This window comes from Nostoc sp. CALU 1950, assembly GCF_051172895.1.
Lineage (GTDB): Bacteria > Cyanobacteriota > Cyanobacteriia > Cyanobacteriales > Nostocaceae > Nostoc > Nostoc edaphicum_A.
Genome location: NZ_JBDNJQ010000171.1, coordinates 1 through 17,399 on the forward strand (window position 1 = coordinate 1; position 17,399 = coordinate 17,399).

The following is a 17,399-nucleotide window of genomic DNA, read 5'->3' on the forward strand; positions in this document are numbered from 1 at the left end:
ACTTCTCGAAGAAGTCGGGGATCTAATTTTTCACGAATGATTTAGGATTGCTATAATTTGACACCGGATGTTTGTGTAAGTAGCGGAGGATGAACGACAATGGTCAGTTCTAATAGTGCGTTGAACATAGCAGAAATTTCCCTAGATATTAGAGTCGCAAAGCAACAAGTCAGTGAACAAGAGTTGCAACCTTTAACCCAAGGATTTCAACTGCAATACACACATCCTCATGGACAACTTTATCAAGGTAATTCAATTGATTGGCTTGCATCGCTTGATAATGAAAGCGTTGATTTAGTTTTTGCTGACCCACCTTATAACATTAAGAAAGCTGACTGGGACAACTTTGAAAATCAAGAGAAATATATTGAGTGGTCAATTCAATGGATTAGTCAAGCTTCACGTATTCTAAAGTCAACTGGCTCTTTTTATATTTGTGGTTTTTCCGAAATATTGGCTGATTTAAAGCATCCAGCATCAAAATATTTTAAAAATTGTCGTTGGTTAATTTGGCATTATAAGAACAAGGCTAATTTAGGTAGTGATTGGGGACGTTCTCATGAAAGCATCATTCATTTTCGGAAATCTGATGCCGTTAAAGTAAGTATTGATGATGTGCGAATTCCTTATGGGGCACATACATTAAAATATCCATCTCACCCGCAAGCACAGACAAGCGCCTATGGAAAAGGAGCAATCAAAAAACACAATAACTGGACACCTAACCCAAGAGGTGCAAAACCTAAAGACGTAATAGAAATTCCTACTACTTGTAATGGAATGGGTGAGACAACACCCCATCCAACTCAAAAGCCAGAAGAATTATTGAGAAAATTTGTTCTTGCATCATCCAACGAAGGAGATTTGGTCATTGACCCATTTTCAGGTTCAGGAACAACTCTTGTGGTTGCAGAGCAACTTAACCGTCGCTGGATGGGATGCGATTTAAATATTGAGTACAACTGTTGGGCAACTAAACGATTAGAAAATGTCCGTCGGATGACAAAGGAAGAATGGATAGCCTTTGATCGTAAAAATGCAGAACGAAGAGAGTCTATCCGATGAGCCTAGAATATTTGGTAAATGAAGATTAAATTTGACACTCAATGAAATAGTATTACTATTGTCTGCGATCGCCTTAAGCATGTGCTTCATGAACTTGCTCATCCCGCCACAATTGATATAGGCGTGTCGCTGGCATTGTCATATATAAAACATCACCAGCACTGAGGTTAGTTTCTAGCAAATCCCAGCCATGAAGAGTTTGGTGATTTGTTTCTACATATAAAGGTACACAGTCAGCAGACATAGCTACATCTTTCACCCATTGACCACAAAAGGCGTGTGAAGGTGTGATCACAGTTGCAAAAGCCACCCAAAGACTATCCGCTGTGATGCCATTGCCAAGGATGCGTCCCCCTAATGCTGCGGCGGCAAAAGCTGGGGCGGCTAGTTCAGCCGGACTCAGTACGGCCTCGAAGCCAAATAGCTGTTGCGCTATGCCAGCAAAATCAGGATCGGCGTAATGAACAATCACCGGAATGCTGGGTGTCAAACCTTTGGCTTTAAGGGCAATTTCCAGATTGGTAGCATCATTGCTAGTAACAGCAAGGACTGCGGCGGCAGATTCTATATTGCTGGCTTTGAGTATTGTACGGAAACTGGCATCGCCCTGAATCACGGGGATACCGAGTTCGCGGGCAGTGTTGATATATTTGTTGTTGGAGTCGGGTTCAACTACTACAACTTCATGTCCGCTGGCGTGGAGTTGCTGGACAATTCTCACCCCAATACCACTCAAGCCACAAACAATGTAGTGATAGCGCTGGGGAATTCGGGCTGCATCCCAAAATTGCTTAAAGCGGCTTCCCAAGACAAAATCGGTGAGCATGGCATACCAAATACCAATCACCACTGCTCCAACCAGCATCATCACAACAGTAAATAACTTAATACTGTTAGGAGCATTTTCTACTACTTTGTCATTCCCACCTGCTCCCGTAATCATGCCTACAGAAAAATATAGCGCATCGACAGGAGACAAGCTCAACTCAGCCGACATATAGGTGAATGTAGCGATCACAATAACTGTCAATAGTGCAATAGCACCCACCACAACCGATCGCCCGTGTTCCTGAAACTGCCTAAGATTAGTCATAACTTTTAGCAGTTTTCTAATCAACGATCTCCGAGGAGAACGGATGCGGGGTTGTGTACCAACAATTAAGCGATCGCCTACTTGTATCTCTTGTCCAGATATGACGGCTGACACCAAATCCATCTCACCTTTTACTGGCAAGTAATAAATCAGCATCCGCGATCGGTCTTCCCACAATTCACTCAGCTTTCGACCCTTCCAGAAGTGGTTTTCATCAATGTATTCTTCGTGAATCGGCCAAGTTTGCTGAAATAATTTGATTTGTCCGATCGCTCGGTTTCCCAGTGCTGCAAAGGTGAAGACGGGTGCTGCTAATCCGACAACACTCATACTCAAATGGTCTGGCAAACTTTGATCTAGGCGTTCCCCCAAATTTGTATTATAAAAACGGTTGATAATCCGAATCTGGGGATTCAGCACCCGCGCTTGCATCATAATAGACAAATTCAGAGCATCTTTAGATCCAGCGATGACTAAAGTGTGCGCCTGTTGAACTCCCGCTGCTGTTAGGGTAGAAGCTGCTTGTAAATCCCCAACAATCACATCTCCTGCTGTTTCGCCGGGGACAGATTGGTGATGAATGCCAACAACGAAGGCTCCCTGGTGTCTCAGCAAACGAAAGGTTTTATATCCGGTACGTCCTAAGCCACAAACAATAATTCGGGGTTTCATGAAACGGCAGCATCTTTTACAGGTAGGGCTGCATTTCTAGTTATTTATTAATATTGTTGCCCACTTTGTTGGAAGATAACTGTAGCTGACAACACGATTGTTTTAATTAGAGGTAGAAACTAGAAAGAGGACTATAAATCAATCCGGTTCACTCCTGCCTTCTGCCTTCTTCACGTCTGTATTGAATTCAACTGCAAATCGCGTAGGCGTAGCCCGCCGCAGGCATCGCACAAGTAAATGTACATAATCACTTTAACGAATCTAGTGGCTCACAAAAATTGTTTACGCCTTGCTTGAGGACATAAATCAAAACTGGCGTTGCCAAAATCTTCGGAAAAGTCGGCATTGCTTTTAAACGTTCCATCATCTTTTGAGGTGAAGTATTCAGCAAATCTTCCCGATATTCTTGTTCGCAAATGACCGCACGCCATTTTCTAGCCAAAGCATCTAACCACTCGGCATTTGCTCTTTCTGGTTGTTGTCCTGCTCGGATAGCTAGCGTCATCGCCGCATCTTCTAAATCTCCATCACAGTCTTCAATCAAATCCAGCGCTTCCATATCGCTGGGATCATCTGCCAATTGAGAGCGAAACTGTGCAATCTCTTGAGATGTTACTTTAGTCATGAGTCTTTGACAAGGCGAGCGATGAACACTCAGTTATGCTACATCATTTCACAAAATTCTTGTTACCAAAAAGCCTCATCTTTCGATGAGGCTTTTAGAATTTTTAATTTGAAGATACAGCAGTTTGCAAGTAACTGAAATAAAGAGTTTCTACCTCCTGCCTCCTGCCTTCTGCCCCTTGCCTTCTGCCCCCTGCCTCAAAACCGGTAGCTTTGTACTTCATGCAAAAGAAAACTGCTGTAAGTCAACCAATACTAGCGTAGTGCTCTGAGGGTAACAGACCTTTGTAACTGAGCTAAAGCGCGGTTGTAATCCAAAATTGCTGTGACTCGATTACCTTCAGCTCTTGTGAGGTCGTTTTCAGAGTTAATGACATCAGTTTGAGTACCAACACCAGCTTGGAATCGCAAACGCGCTAAACGTAGAGCTTCTCTAGCTTGTTCTAAAGCGGTATTAGCGGTTTGAACATTCTCCAAGCTAGATTGCTGGGTAGAATAGGCTTGTTCTACCTGAAAGCGAATTTGGTTGCGCTGTTCAGCAAATTGAGTTTCTGCGATCGCAATATTAACTTTTGATTGAGCCGCCCTTGCTCTTGCTGCTCCTCCATCATACAAATTTAGGCTTGCTCTAACTCCCAATGAATAACCGTCAGTAACGCTGACACCATCATCGAACTGATCTAGTAGGTTATAGCTGGCTACCAAACTCACTTGAGGGCCTATTTCCCCAAGGGCCTGCCGACGCTGTTGCTCACTGATATTGCGTTGTGCCAACTGCTGTTGCAGTTCGGGGCGATTTTGAAAAGCCAGCACAATACTTTGTTCTAGCGACGGGTTCCAAAGACCAGCTAATTGTACAGGGTCAGCGGCACTGATATTTACCGCTTGCGGCAAACTTATCCGAGTTGCTAATTGACGACGGGAAATTGTCTGCTGGGATCTAGCATTAGTCAAATCTTGTTGGGCATTTGCTAAATTCACCTGCGATCGCAACACATCGAACCGTGTACCAACCCCTGCTCGCTCTAAAGCTTCTGCATCACGCAAACTAGCTTCGGAGTTTTGCACAGCCGACTGGGCAATGCGTACTTGTTCATCCGCTTGTTGCAGATTGTAGTAGTCAGTGGCAACATTTAAACGGATCGTCTCAGACTGAGTTTCTACAGCCAACTCACTGAAACGTACCTGTTCTTCAGCCGCTCTGACACTAGCTTGCACTCTCCCAGAAGTGTAAATGTTATATGAAAGTTGAGCTTGACCGGAAAAAGATGTACCAGCTTCATCTGGAGATGATATACCCGTCTGTTGTTCTTGCAGTTCCGACGAGAGCTGACTACCAGCAGACTGACTGCGAGTAATATCCGTACTAACATCAAGAGTCGGCAACAAAGCGGCTTGCGCCTCTTTTAGAGCAGATCGATTGCGTTCTAGCTCCAATATAGTCACCTGTAAATCCCGATTGTTACGCCGTGCTAACTCCAAAGCCTGTGCCAAAGTAATCGGCTGATTTTCCTGAAGTCTCACTTCCTCCGGTTTAGTGGGAAATTGTAAAGGATTTGAGTTAGGAATCAGGTTATCAGGAATTTGCACCGAACCTGACTGCACAGGAGTTACGGTTCTCGGCTCAGTGGTAGGTTGCACTGAATCCGCTGGTGCAGGAATTACAGTTTCCGGCGCAGTGGGAGTTGGCGTTGAATCTGCCGGAATTGGGGTATTGCTCTGAGCGAGGCGGCCAATTGCATTTTGTTGTAAGCAGGTGCTTGAGGCCGTTAGCAAAGCAGCCAAGGAATCCCTTTTGCTTGTGCCTAACTCCTGTGGACATCTTTGGGCTGACAACAGTTTTGCTGAACCTACACCTGTAGCTGAAGTTTGTAAAAATGTCTGTAATTCAGTAACAGTATTTACCTTTTGAGCCACTGGCTGCTGTGCAGAAGACAGGGACAAAATTTCTTTTTGGACAGAAGAGGGTTTTGAAGTGTAGTTAGGAACTACTATCTTCTTTAATTTCTGCCCAGATACGCTGGAATTACTCTGTTTTTTGTTATTTTGAGCAAAACGGCTGACATCAAGCTGTTGGGAAGAATTAGAGGTAGGTGTCAAACTGAAAAATCTACCTTCATCTTTCTTAAGTACTTGTTTTATTGGCACAACAGTATTTTCAGTCGCGAATACTGGAATACTGTTATTACTTAAAGGTTTCAGACTGAGTTTAGTGAAACCAAAAGCAGGTACTAGGGTCGGAACACTAACATCTGCACCCTTAGGGAGTTGTGTATTCATGGTGTCCACAACCAAGTCTTGACCATAAGTAGAAGTCAAAACACTAGGAGAAGACACCAGTTGTGACCCAGTTAGTTTTGCAGTACCAGCCCAAGCAGGCTGAGTTGTTAAGACCGCTGCCGTTACCCCAGGTAAGAAGCTATAAAAAAATAATTGCTGTCCTTTCACCGCATCCCTCACACGAAAATCAATCTAGCGGCAGAAAACCTTTCTTCACCACAGAATATAGCACGATACTAAACTTAGGAAAGAATATACTACGATACTAAATTTAGGGTTCGGAACTCTGTTTGTCTTCAAAACGTCTAACAATGCGAGAAAGTTCCGCCTTTTCATCGATACTAACGCGAGTAGGAGCACCGCTGATAATCCGTTCGTAGTTTCGGAAAGAATCTTTAATATCGGGCCCGTCAGCAGTGATATTATACTCACGAATCCCCTTATCGTGCCACGAACCTCTCATTTTAAATACGTTAATTGCCCGCGACATTTCTCCACGAATTTCTACGTACTGTAACATTAGAATTGTGTCGGTGATCGTAGAGATATGAGAGTCAGTAATCGAATGCGCTCCCAGAAATTGGTCAGTTGTGTTAGTAAAGAAACCAGTAATTTCTTCTTGTTTAGCATAACCTGTTACACCAATTACAAACTGCCGAAATGCATTATTGCTCACTCCTCTAGCTAGTGCCGAAAGGGAATCAATGGCGATCCGAGCTGGTTTGAAAACAGCAATTTCTGATTTAATAATTTGTAAGTGGTCTTCTAAACCAGTTGATTCGGGATAAGTACAGATTATTTTGAGTAAACCTTGATCTTCTAATTCTTCAAAATCAATTCCCCAAGAAGAAGCATTACGAGATAATTGGGCGCGTGATTCTTCGTAAGCAAATAATATTGCCTGTTCTCCATTGAGGCAGCCATCTTGAATAAACTTACTGACTAACAAGGTTTTGCCAGTGCCGGTAGCTCCGGTTGCCAAAATAATTGAATCTTTAAAGAAACCACCACCGCACATTTGATCTAAAGTTTTGACACCAGAAGATACTCTGATATTAGAAGATCGTTGAGTTAAGCGCATTGCTCCCAGTGGGAAGATGTTAACTCCTTCATTAGTAATTGTGAAAGGATACTCACCTTTCATGTGAGTTGTGCCGCGCAATTTGAGAATTTCAATTGTGCGACGGCGGCGTTCTCCTTCTAAAACATTGCGAACAATTACTACATTATCGGAAACAAATTCTTCTACTCCAAAAGAAGCAACGGGCCCATATTCTTCACTACGTTCAGTGGTAATTACAGTGGTGACACTCAGCACTTTGAGACGTGCTACCAGGCGAAAAATCTCGCGTCGCACTACTCCCATCGCTTCATACTGCTGAAATACCGCTGTTATTGAGTCGATTGAAACTCGTTTAGCTTTGTATTTGCGGATGGCATATTGCAGGCGTTCAATGAGTGCAGAAAGGTCAAAGTTCCCAACTATATCTTGACCTTCCGGATCGGGAGATGCATCCAGAATAAACAACTTGCCTTCTTCGATTAAGCGTGGCAAGTTCCAACCAAAAATATTGGCATTTTTAATAATATCACTCGGTGATTCCTCAAAAGTTACAAATACTCCTGCTTCGTCAAAGTAGGTGATACCGTTATAGAGAAACTGAAGAGAGAATAAAGTTTTACCTGTGCCGGATGTGCCACTAATCAAGGTAGTTCTACCAATTGGTAAACCACCATGACTAATATCGTCAAATCCCTCGATCATCGTCCGAATTTTTTCTACACCCCCAATTTTCGGTGTTTGCTTTGGTTCTACTTGCTCGTTTTCACTCATTGCTTAATAAGAAATTGGTTTTAAAACCTGTTTTTTTATTACTAATTTTTTATGATTAAAATCTTACTCTTCAAAATCTTCTTCACTCAGTTCTTCATAGAGTAAATCTAATCCAATCAATACTCTTTCTCTATCTGAAAGATCCCCGATAATTTTGCGAACAGGTGGAGGTAAAATTTTAGATAATGTTGGCGTCGCCAATATTTTATCTTCTTCCGCCAGTTGTGGGCTTTTTAGCACATCGATCACTTTTAAAGCATAAACACCTTCAAACTCCTGTTCTAAAATATCTTTGAGTGTTTTTAATGCCCTGACTGAATTAGGGGTGTTCCCTGCTACGTAAAGCTTAAGAACGTAGGTTTTTCTGGCTTTAATCATATACTTAATGGCTAGTCATCATAATAGAAATACAATATGCGATCGCGATTTGGGAGTAACTAACAACAGTAGCTTGTTCCAAGGTAAACATAGATAATTTTAATTTATTTAGGAATCGAACTCCTATAGACTTCGCACAGGTGAGCCAGGATATCTATCAAAGTTAAACGGTAATCAAGTAAGGTTTCATTGCTCCTTCCTTCTAATTTTAGCTGGTTAGAAAATTCTTCAATTACCTCCATGTGAATTTCGATGATTTGGGGCACAGGAATATTAGCATAAAATATAGTATTGATAAATTTATCAATTTTTTCTTTGAGTGTTTTGTCTGTGGTAAAATAATCTATAAGGATCAGGCTGTAATCTAATTTAAGCTGTCTTAATAATCCTTGCCTTTCGGCTGGAGTCATCTCCTGGAAATGCTGCTGGCTTTTTTGCATCTGACTGGCAAATACATAGATGTATTTGCTAGTGTATGGCTTACTTGGATTTTGTTGCGGCCAATTTGGTAAATAGTTGATTTTCCCAGTGGTAGTTGCAGCAACAGGTAGGTAGGAAAATTGGGCAATAATCGCGTCAATCAAATTCCACACCCACGTGCTAAAACCTTTTTGGCTGGCTAAGTCAACTGGATTATCTAAACATTTGTTAACATCAGGTGGCAGAATCAATATCGGTAATAACATTTACTCTTGAATATATCTCCTTGATCTACCTGACCAAGAAACGTGTGCTGATAAGTTTGGCTAACGCTTATAGGGGAATACTGGGTGTGCAGTGAACTGGTGATTCCACCCCAAAATAACGCTCTGTGTTAGCAGATAGTGCTAGCCACTCAACAACAAGAGTGCAGCAACTGAGTAGTAAGACTTAGTAGGTATTTGATGATGAGGGATCTGTGGGCATAGCAAGAAACAGTAGCTAATTTATTATTTGCATATCTATGTATATAGATAGATAGATTTTTTTATTTTGCTCCTTGATAAGATACTTAAACGAACTTAAAGGATTGTCGCATTCTAAATCATTATAATTCCTCAAGGTTCTAAAGCGAATCTTTGGGGCCATAATTGTTTTAGCTGTCGCTATCGATGAGGAGTTTAAACACCAGTAAGACACTGGGGAGGCTAGTTGCTAAAAATGAGAAACGTGGTCTCTTAGAAAAATGCACTCGTCCGCAAGCAAGTGTCCGTGAGGGGAGATACCGTTGTTTTAATGGCGTTGAAATAACCAGAGTTGCTTATATGAGTCTTCTTAGAGGATATGACTTCAGGCGAAAACACCATCAAAATTTGGCAGATGGAAATGCCGGAGGGTTCCACAGGAAGAATGACCCCCAAAGCCCTATGTTAATGCTAGATTACCCGCTTTATGACTTTCAGGCAACCGTACCTAGCTGCCCTCAAACAAGTTCTCTGGCAGTGGTGTTAGAGATTTTTGAGCAAGAGCAGTGCGATCGCTTGGTAGTAGTGAATCAACAGCAATGCCCGATAGGATTGCTGTATTCTGCCCGTTTAATCCCAAAATTATTAACACATCGTGACGATAAAAATCTAAATTTAAACCAATCGCTCTCTACCTGGGTTCAAGGTCTAATTGAGCCAATACAGACAATATCAGCTTCTGAGCGTGTAGAGCAATTAAGCTTGCATTTGTGTGATCCACAAACCGAAAAACACCAGAACTTAGATTGGGCGCTTATTGACTCTGAGGGTCGATATTTGGGGCTGCTAGATAGTTCACGTCTGTTGCGATCGCTGGCTCAGGAACGCATGACTGGGTTACAAAGTTCAGCCGCCCAGAGGTCGTCTTATGATGCTGGTAGGCAGACACCAAATGAACCCAAGTCGTTGGGACATCAGCCATTGGTACAGTTGTTGGAAAGACTGCCTTGGCCTTTGATGTTGCAAACGGGTAATGGCCACGTGATAGCACGAAATCCCGCTTGGTGGCAGCAATTAGGAACCTTAAAAGATCCAGAAGGAGTTAGGCGACAGGTGGAGGCAATACTTGTGCCTAACTCCTCCGAAAAATCAGAATATGTCACCCAACGAGCAGCCAAGGTTCATCCCAATGGTAGGGAAAATGAGTATGGTGATGAACAAGAACTGACCCAGCAAGAAGCCTCACCCGATGCTGTATACAGTCGGTGCTATTTGGATAGTCAAGTGGGTACTTGTACCTGCGTTGTCGAAGTGCAAAACGGTCAGGAGCGAATTTGGCAGTTTGCCAAAATTCCCTTAGATAGTCCTGAGTTTAAAGTCATGAGTGCGGAATCTGAGGTTGCACTCAGCACTGATTTGTGGTTGGTCTTAGCTACTGATGTCACCGAACAGCAGCAGCTTTGCAAAGAATTAGCAGCGAAGAATGCCGATTTAATTCAACTAAATCGGTTAAAGGATGAGTTTTTAGCTTGTATTAGTCATGAACTTAAGACTCCCCTAACTGCCGTTTTAGGATTATCGCGCTTGCTTGTGGATCAGCAGTTGGGAGAACTCAACGAGCGTCAAGCCCGTTATGCGGGACTGATTCATCAAAGTGGACGCCACCTGATGAGTGTGGTTAATGACATTTTGGATTTGACCCGCATGGAAACGGGACAAATGGATTTGACGCTGACGCCAGTAAAAATTAGTGCTGTGTGCGATCGCGCCCTATCGGAAGCCAAAGCTATCCACACTCAAACCACCAAAGCTACATCTGCCTCGCCACCTCCAAATGCTCGTTCATCTGCTCCCCAATTCTGCCTTTCCATTGAACTAGGCTTAGATCAGATGGTGGCGGATGAGTTACGCTTACGTCAGATGCTAGTACACTTGCTTTCCAACGCCTTTAAATTCACTGAAATATCTGGCGAAATTGGGCTGCGGGTGAGTCGTTGGGAAGGATGGATTGCCTTTACAGTTTGGGATACAGGCATTGGCATTCCTGAACACCAGCAACACTTAATCTTTCAAAAATTCCAACAACTAGAAAATCCCCTCACCCGCCAATTTGAAGGCACTGGTTTGGGGCTGGTATTAACTCGCGCCTTGGCTCGTCTCCACGGAGGAGATGTCAGTTTCTTGTCGCGTGAAGGAAAAGGTAGCCAGTTTACACTACTTCTACCACCCAGTCCGCCAAAAACAGGCTTTTCTGAACCAGATATGGGAATCGGAGAAGACGAAGAAACACGATATCAACAGATACGAGAAATCCCCGCACCAGCTCGTCAGCAAGTTAGTACGTCCACACAGCATCATCCCGCTAGTTCGCAACGGTTGGTCTTGGTAGTCGAGGCAGTAGCCCGATATATTGAAGACTTGACCGAACAACTCAAAGGTTTAGGATATCGGGTAGTGATTGCGCGATCGGGGACAGAAGCAGTCGAAAAAGCTCGGCGCTTGCAACCAATAGCGATATTTTTGAATCCGTTGCTACCCCTGCTATCAGGCTGGGATGTGCTGACTTTACTGAAATCTGACACTGCAACCCGTCATATATCTGTAATTGTGACCGCGACGGGAGCCGAAAAGGAGCAAGCATTTGCTAATCGAGCCGATGGTTTCTTAAGCTTGCCAGTAGAGCATCAGGTTTTGACACCAGTCCTAGAAAAATTATGTACTGTACAAGCAGTTCCACAGCAAGGGTTAAACAACAGCGCAAGTATCCCAACTAAAACCCCACTGCGAATTCTCAGGTTGGTGAATCCCCAGTTGGAATCAGTCAATCCCCACCCCTCACTTCGAGAACACCGGGTGATTGAAGTAGATGACCTAGATCAGGCAGAACTTTTGGCGCGGGTATGGCAATTTGATGTCATTTTGCTAGATGTCGAAAGTACCACCGCCCAAATTTATCTGCAACAACTAATTCAGCACTCGCGTTTGGCGGCTATACCACTGGTTACTTGCGATGTTGCAACTACCTTAATAGCTTCTAAAATCCCAGGGCTATCTGTATTTCCTTACTTAACACCATTTACTAAAGACAACAGCAGTCGCACCGAGAAAACTGATGCCTTACTATCAGTACTGCAAATTGCTTCTGGTATTTGCTGCCCTCCTAACATCTTGGTAGTGGATTTGACAATGCTACGTGACTTTCCACAGGTAAGACGTAAGCCAGCGAAGGGTTATCGGACAGAAAAAAATTGCTCAATTAGTAGTGAAACTGCGGAACGGGGGTCTGAATGGTTCCAAGCTTTAATTCAGTACCTCCAAACAGCAGGCTTCAAAGCGGCGATGAGTCCCTGTTGGGCAGAGGTGTTACAACAAATTCGCCACCAAAGCGTTGACTTACTGCTAATTTGTTTAGGAGAATCCGCTATCCACAAAGACGTGCTTAAAGCACTGAAAACATTGGGAGATTCGCCTTTAAAGTTACCACCAATTTTGGTACTTAATCAGCGATTAAATAGCCCAGAAACAAGTTTACAGCCTGGGGTAGCTTATAAGGCAATTGACAAGCAGAAGAAGAATGGTTTGGAATCTATAGAAACCGTTGTTGGTGCGATCGCTACCCAAATATTACCGCGATCAATCTCAATGGAAGACCTATTAAATCAGATCAATCAAGCTTTAGCTGTCAATGGTTACAATGGCAAATGTTAATTGGTCATTAGTCATTGGTCATTGGTCATTGGTCACTTGTACTGAGCGTAGTCGTTGGCGCAGCCTCTCCAAGAGTTGTATTAGTCATTTAGTCATTCTCAAAGGACAAATGACTAATGACTAATGACTAATGACTAATGACAATTTACGATATATCTATTTTTTCATTTTTCTTTTTCTTAAAAGGAATTCTAACCAAGTTATAAGCACCCTTGGTCGATAAACTCTTGTAATCATCTGGCTGTAAGTCCATTTGTAAAAACTTTTTCTGTTCAGCCAACAGCAGGAGTGAGGGAGGTTGTAGTCCCTTCGCAGCCTGGTTTTGAATATGCTCTGTAGCCTCTTGGGGAAATCTTAAATAATTTACGTGGATGTTGCTGTAAAATACTACACTAGGCTTTTTGAAGCCAAGCATGATCAATTCTTCATTCGGTTGTTTTGCTTCTAGGATGACGGCAGACAACTCCCTTAAGGGTAATTGACGTTCTCGATCAATAAAGAACGAAGCAGGTGTTAAAACAAAAATCAAAAACGCCACAAACCCCAGCAAGTTAATACCGATAATGTAGTTCCAGCGGCGACTCAATAGTAACCCTGCAACTACAACAGCACAAACAAGCCAAATTACACCAGCGATTACTGGTAAACCAGATTGTTTAATTAGTTCGTGGAAGTTAGTTATAGCTGGATCGCTACCTAATATCTGAGTTATGTTAAACAGTGCTGTTGACAGAACTGATAAAAATATTACATTCACCCAACCACTCACTCGCAGAAAAGACAAGGAGATGGGAGGAGTGGGAGAGGAAGAAACAGAAATTGTATCCCGTGTATCCTTATCTTGGAAAAGGTCGCTCCATAGCAGGGCCACCAGGATTGCTGCTGCTGGCATTAAAGGCAATACGTAGCTAGGAAGTTTGGTGACAGCAATGCTGAAAAAGCTAAAGATGCCAGCAAACCAGAACCACGCAAATAAACCAAATTGCTGAAAACGTTCTTGGGAACTCCAATGCGATCGCTGCCAAAACTTTAGTCTTACTATAGAGGCTGGTAAATACACGGAGTATGGAGCAAAGCCCAACAGCACCACCAAGAAGTAAAAATACCAAGGTGCTGAGTGACCATTAACTACTTCTGTAAAGCGTTCTAGGTTGTGATAACCAAAAAAGGCATTAATAAAATTCCAGCCATTGCGCCAAATTACTAAAGCATACCAGGGCACTGAAAAACCGAGAATTATCAGTATACCCACGAGGACGCGCATTTCCCGCAACACCTCTAGGAATTTTCCTACATACAGCAAAAAGGCGACAACAATTAACCCTGGTAAAACAATTCCCACTGGCCCTTTAGTTAAAATTGCGCCAGCAATCAGTACATAAAATGCTAAGTACCACTTATTAGGGAATAGGGAGGTCGCTTCGCTCCGAGATTGGGAAAATTTCTCCCCAGTCCCCAGTCCCAAGTCCCCAGTCCCTTCCTTCCCCGCATACCCTAGAAAGAAACATAACAAAGCTGATGCCATGCATCCGGTGAGCAGCATATCAGAGACGCCGATTCTCGCCCAAATAATAGTTTCGCCATTGAGCGCCATAAGCGCTGCGGCCATGAAAGATGTTGAGTAGCGGCGAGTAGGACGTGAAACTTGTGCTAATTCGTCTTGTTTACCCAAGTACCAGTGTACGGTGTAAAAAGCCAAACAAACTAAGCCGAAAGCTGCGATCGCAGAAGGGAGACGTACCGCCCACTCATTTACACCAATAATGTAATATGCGATCGCTTGACACCAGTAAATTAAAGCCGGTTTATCGAAACGAGTTTCACCATTGAAAAATGGGGTAATCCAATCACCTGTGACAAACATCTGGCGAGAAGCTTCGGCAAACAACGGCTCTGTCTCATCAATCAAGCCAATGTTGCCCAAATTCCACCCAAAAGCTATCCAGCCAATCACCATCAACCACAAAATTGACACAGTCAAACCAAGGGCTGGATTCTTTCCTATTTTGTTGAACCACTGATCAACAGTGCGATTAACACTCAGTTTCATTCTCATTTAGTCAATAGTCAACAATCACTAATCAATAGTCGTTGATTATCTATATTTTGTTCTTCTTCAACAAAACAAGTGATAAATACTGAGTTATAAACTTAAAATTTAACATTTTTACTACTTAGCACTGGCGCAACGCGCCGCTACCGCATTTATTGACTCAGTACTAGTTGCCATTCTCTGTTTTGGGAATTCCATTTAGGTAATTGAGTTTCGCCGACAACATAAGGGCCCCAGTAACGACGGGAACCATCTTGTGCAAATGCAACTAAAATATCTCCTTTCTCCAGCTTTAAATTATTCTGAGGTAAGGATAGAACCAATCCCTTCTCACTACCTTCTTGGGGAGCAAAATCCCAATGTGCCGGTAGATCATAGTTAGCTTGTTTACTACTAGAGCCTTTTGCTACCGACTGTCGCGCCAGTAGAGCCAGACGTACAGGCTGATTTGTTTGATTGCTCATCCGCAAAGTCCCTTGTTCCTTGGCAATGCTAGTTGATTTATCACGCTCTGCCAAGACAGGATAAGTATTCTCTCTACTACTTTGTTCTACTTGATTGGTTGGAGTAGTTGCTGGAGTAGATAGATTAGCGGAAATACTTTTTTCAGGTGAAACAGAAGTTACCTCCCACTCTTGAGTTTCATCTGGCAGTTGTGTAGATGTATCTGGGTTTGTAGACTCAAAGGATATGCTAACTCCAAAGTATCCCACCAGAGCAACAAGCAGTCCCAAGCAAGAAGCGGTAACACCGACGTTACGATATACTGAGGATTTCATATTGATAGTTATTAGAAATAAATATTTTGTCTAGGCTTGACCAAATACTAGCCTATTATCACAAAAGCTCATCATAGAAAGTAGCTTAATATAGGCTTTTTTAAAATTAGGCACGCTAATGTATTATAAATATCATTTTGGCTAGAAAATATGTGGAGAAAATAATTTCCTTGATGTTGGATAAACAAGGATTACAGACACTTATTGCTTTGTGTATCGCCCGTAGGCTTGGATAAGAACCGGAAGATTTGATACTCATCCAGCCAATTAATTTGTATAAGAAAGAAAACTTTGTTGAAACCGCTAACGGCTTCAATAAGGCATCCTTTGCCAAACCTTAGATAAATCTAAGATGCATATTTCATCTTTTGTTACAATAAGTGCCCCTTAAGGGACTGTAGTTTCTTAAAGATGATAGTATGTGCAAATTTGAATCAACACTGGAAGCCCAGCACATATCTATAATATTAACAAACAAGCTTAGGCTAAAACCGATATCCTCCTTAATATAGAAGAGATATTTCAAGATATCTTGACTTTTCCCCAGAAGTCCCTCTGATGCAAAACACTCGTCTCAATAACTTGTTGGATGCCATTGCTACACGCTTGGGGCAATGGTTTTTAAATCCTTGGCGGCGACTATCGTTACTAATAATTAGTTTTTTGTTCGGTTTTTTTCTGGGAAACGCTGTTTCCACCACAGCTGGACAACAGGGTGTATTAGACATTGTGGTAGCTGCTTTTTTAGTACTATTGACGGAAATTACTAGTAGGATATTTTACAGTCAGAGTTTTTTCGCCAAGCGATCGCTCTTGGTAGAATCACTAAATCTCCTCAAAGTTGGTTTCATCTACAGTCTGTTTCTCGAAGCCTTTAAGCTGGGATCGTAGGATGGGGGATGAAAGAGATGGGGAAGCAGGAAGCAAGAGAAGCGGCGTTAGCAGATAAGTCAAGGGCTAAAGCTTTTGGGATCACGCCGGAAAATGTAGATGAAGTGATCGAAAGGCGATCGCATTTACTAAAATCTGTCTTACCAGCTTTTAACGAATTCTGCGAAACTAGCCTCAAAATCGAACCCAAGGAAATGTTACAGGTATTGTGGGACTTGTGGCTACCTTTGGGGATCAAACTAGCATCGCAGCGCCAAGATTTGGAACGCCCTCTGATTCAGGGAATATTGGGAGGACAAGGTACTGGTAAAACCACAATGTGCAAGGTTCTCAGTTTGATTCTCGATCAGTTGGGATACCGGACTGTGAGTTTATCTTTGGATGACTTATATAAAACTTACAGCGATCGCTTACTTTTAACACAGCAAGATCCCCGCTTAATTTGGCGCGGCCCACCAGGAACCCACGATATAGATTTAGGTTTAAAAGTACTAGATCAAATCCGCCAGTTGCAAAGTCCAGTGATGCTTCCCCGCTTTGATAAATCTGCTTTTGGAGGTGCTGGCGATCGCACCACTTCCGAAATAGTCACAAACATAGACATTGTACTATTTGAAGGTTGGTTTGTGGGTGTTCGTCCAATTAACGCAGATGTATTTGATACTGCACCGCCGCCAATTGTCACAGATGAAGATAGAGCATTTGCCCGTGATATGAATCTTCGCCTCCAAGATTATCTACCACTCTGGGAGCGATTAGACAGCTTAATTGTGCTATGTCCCACCGATTACCGCTGTTCTTTGGAGTGGCGCAAACAGGCGGAACAGCAGATGATTACTGCGGGTAAGTCGGGGATGAGCAATGCAGAGATAGAGAAATTTGTCAATTATTTTTGGCGATCGCTCCACCCGGAATTATTCATCAAACCGTTGGTAAAAGATGCAACAGCAGTTGATCTAGTGATTGAGATCCATACTGATCATAGCTTTGGTGAAGTTTATTGCGATCGCACTTAGGGCGTTAGTTCTCAAGCAAATCAGGTAAAAACACTATAATTTGCTTAAAGCGTGATTTATCCTACTCCTTAGAGGATGTTTGAAAAGTTTCTCTCTGTAACTTTAGGCACTTTTGATCCCCC

At 42.7% G+C, this 17,399-nt stretch carries 12 protein-coding genes; 4 read left to right on the plus strand and 8 right to left on the minus strand.

Annotation, left to right across the window (positions count from 1 at the left end):
- The first annotated feature begins 99 nt into the window (after positions 1–99).
- Positions 100–1,065, plus strand: a complete 966-nt coding sequence (locus tag ABF638_RS31105) for a DNA-methyltransferase (protein ID WP_435026726.1) — start codon at positions 100–102, stop codon at positions 1,063–1,065.
- Positions 1,066–1,138: 73 nt separating this feature from the next.
- Here the strand turns inward: ABF638_RS31105 and ABF638_RS31110 are convergent, their stop codons facing one another.
- From ABF638_RS31110 to ABF638_RS31135, 6 genes are all read right to left on the minus strand, one after another.
- Positions 1,139–2,830 carry an NAD-binding protein gene (locus tag ABF638_RS31110; RefSeq protein WP_435026727.1) on the minus strand — a complete coding sequence of 564 codons (1,692 nt, stop codon included), beginning with the start codon at positions 2,828–2,830 and terminating at the stop codon, positions 1,139–1,141.
- A gap of 247 nt (positions 2,831–3,077) precedes the next feature.
- A complete protein-coding gene (locus ABF638_RS31115) occupies positions 3,078–3,455 on the minus strand; it encodes a hypothetical protein (protein ID WP_069069129.1) in 378 nt (125 codons plus the stop codon).
- 254 nt (positions 3,456–3,709) lie between these two features.
- Complete coding sequence (locus ABF638_RS31120; RefSeq protein ID WP_435026728.1) at positions 3,710–5,902, minus strand: TolC family protein; 2,193 nt, start codon at positions 5,900–5,902, stop codon at positions 3,710–3,712.
- 103 nt (positions 5,903–6,005) lie between these two features.
- The gene (gene kaiC / locus ABF638_RS31125) at positions 6,006–7,568 is read right to left on the minus strand and encodes a circadian clock protein KaiC (protein ID WP_435026729.1); all 1,563 of its coding nucleotides are present in this window, start codon (positions 7,566–7,568) and stop codon (positions 6,006–6,008) included.
- A gap of 63 nt (positions 7,569–7,631) precedes the next feature.
- A complete protein-coding gene (gene kaiB, locus ABF638_RS31130) occupies positions 7,632–7,946 on the minus strand; it encodes a circadian clock protein KaiB (protein ID WP_069069132.1) in 315 nt (104 codons plus the stop codon).
- 104 nt (positions 7,947–8,050) lie between these two features.
- Entirely contained in the window at positions 8,051–8,632 is a 582-nt protein-coding gene (locus ABF638_RS31135; RefSeq protein ID WP_435026730.1) for a KaiA family protein, read from the minus strand.
- A gap of 558 nt (positions 8,633–9,190) precedes the next feature.
- Between ABF638_RS31135 and ABF638_RS31140 the strand changes: the two genes are divergently transcribed.
- The gene (locus ABF638_RS31140) at positions 9,191–12,538 is read left to right on the plus strand and encodes an ATP-binding protein (protein ID WP_435026731.1); all 3,348 of its coding nucleotides are present in this window, start codon (positions 9,191–9,193) and stop codon (positions 12,536–12,538) included.
- Positions 12,539–12,683: 145 nt separating this feature from the next.
- Here ABF638_RS31140 and ABF638_RS31145 read toward each other — a convergent pair whose 3' ends face one another.
- Together ABF638_RS31145 and ABF638_RS31150 are read right to left on the minus strand one after the other, a co-directional pair.
- Positions 12,684–14,594: an ArnT family glycosyltransferase gene (locus tag ABF638_RS31145; protein WP_435026732.1), complete on the minus strand. Its 1,911-nt coding sequence runs from the start codon at positions 14,592–14,594 to the stop codon at positions 12,684–12,686.
- Between the two features lie 149 nt (positions 14,595–14,743).
- Complete coding sequence (locus tag ABF638_RS31150) at positions 14,744–15,370, minus strand: hypothetical protein (protein ID WP_435026733.1); 627 nt, start codon at positions 15,368–15,370, stop codon at positions 14,744–14,746.
- Positions 15,371–15,928: 558 nt separating this feature from the next.
- Between ABF638_RS31150 and ABF638_RS31155 the strand changes: the two genes are divergently transcribed.
- Together ABF638_RS31155 and ABF638_RS31160 are read left to right on the plus strand one after the other, a co-directional pair.
- On the plus strand, positions 15,929–16,261 hold the full coding sequence (locus ABF638_RS31155) for a DUF565 domain-containing protein (RefSeq protein ID WP_435026734.1): 333 nt from the start codon (positions 15,929–15,931) through the stop codon (positions 16,259–16,261).
- A gap of 8 nt (positions 16,262–16,269) precedes the next feature.
- Positions 16,270–17,277: a glycerate kinase gene (locus ABF638_RS31160; RefSeq protein ID WP_435026735.1), complete on the plus strand. Its 1,008-nt coding sequence runs from the start codon at positions 16,270–16,272 to the stop codon at positions 17,275–17,277.
- The last annotated feature ends 122 nt before the right edge of the window (positions 17,278–17,399 follow it).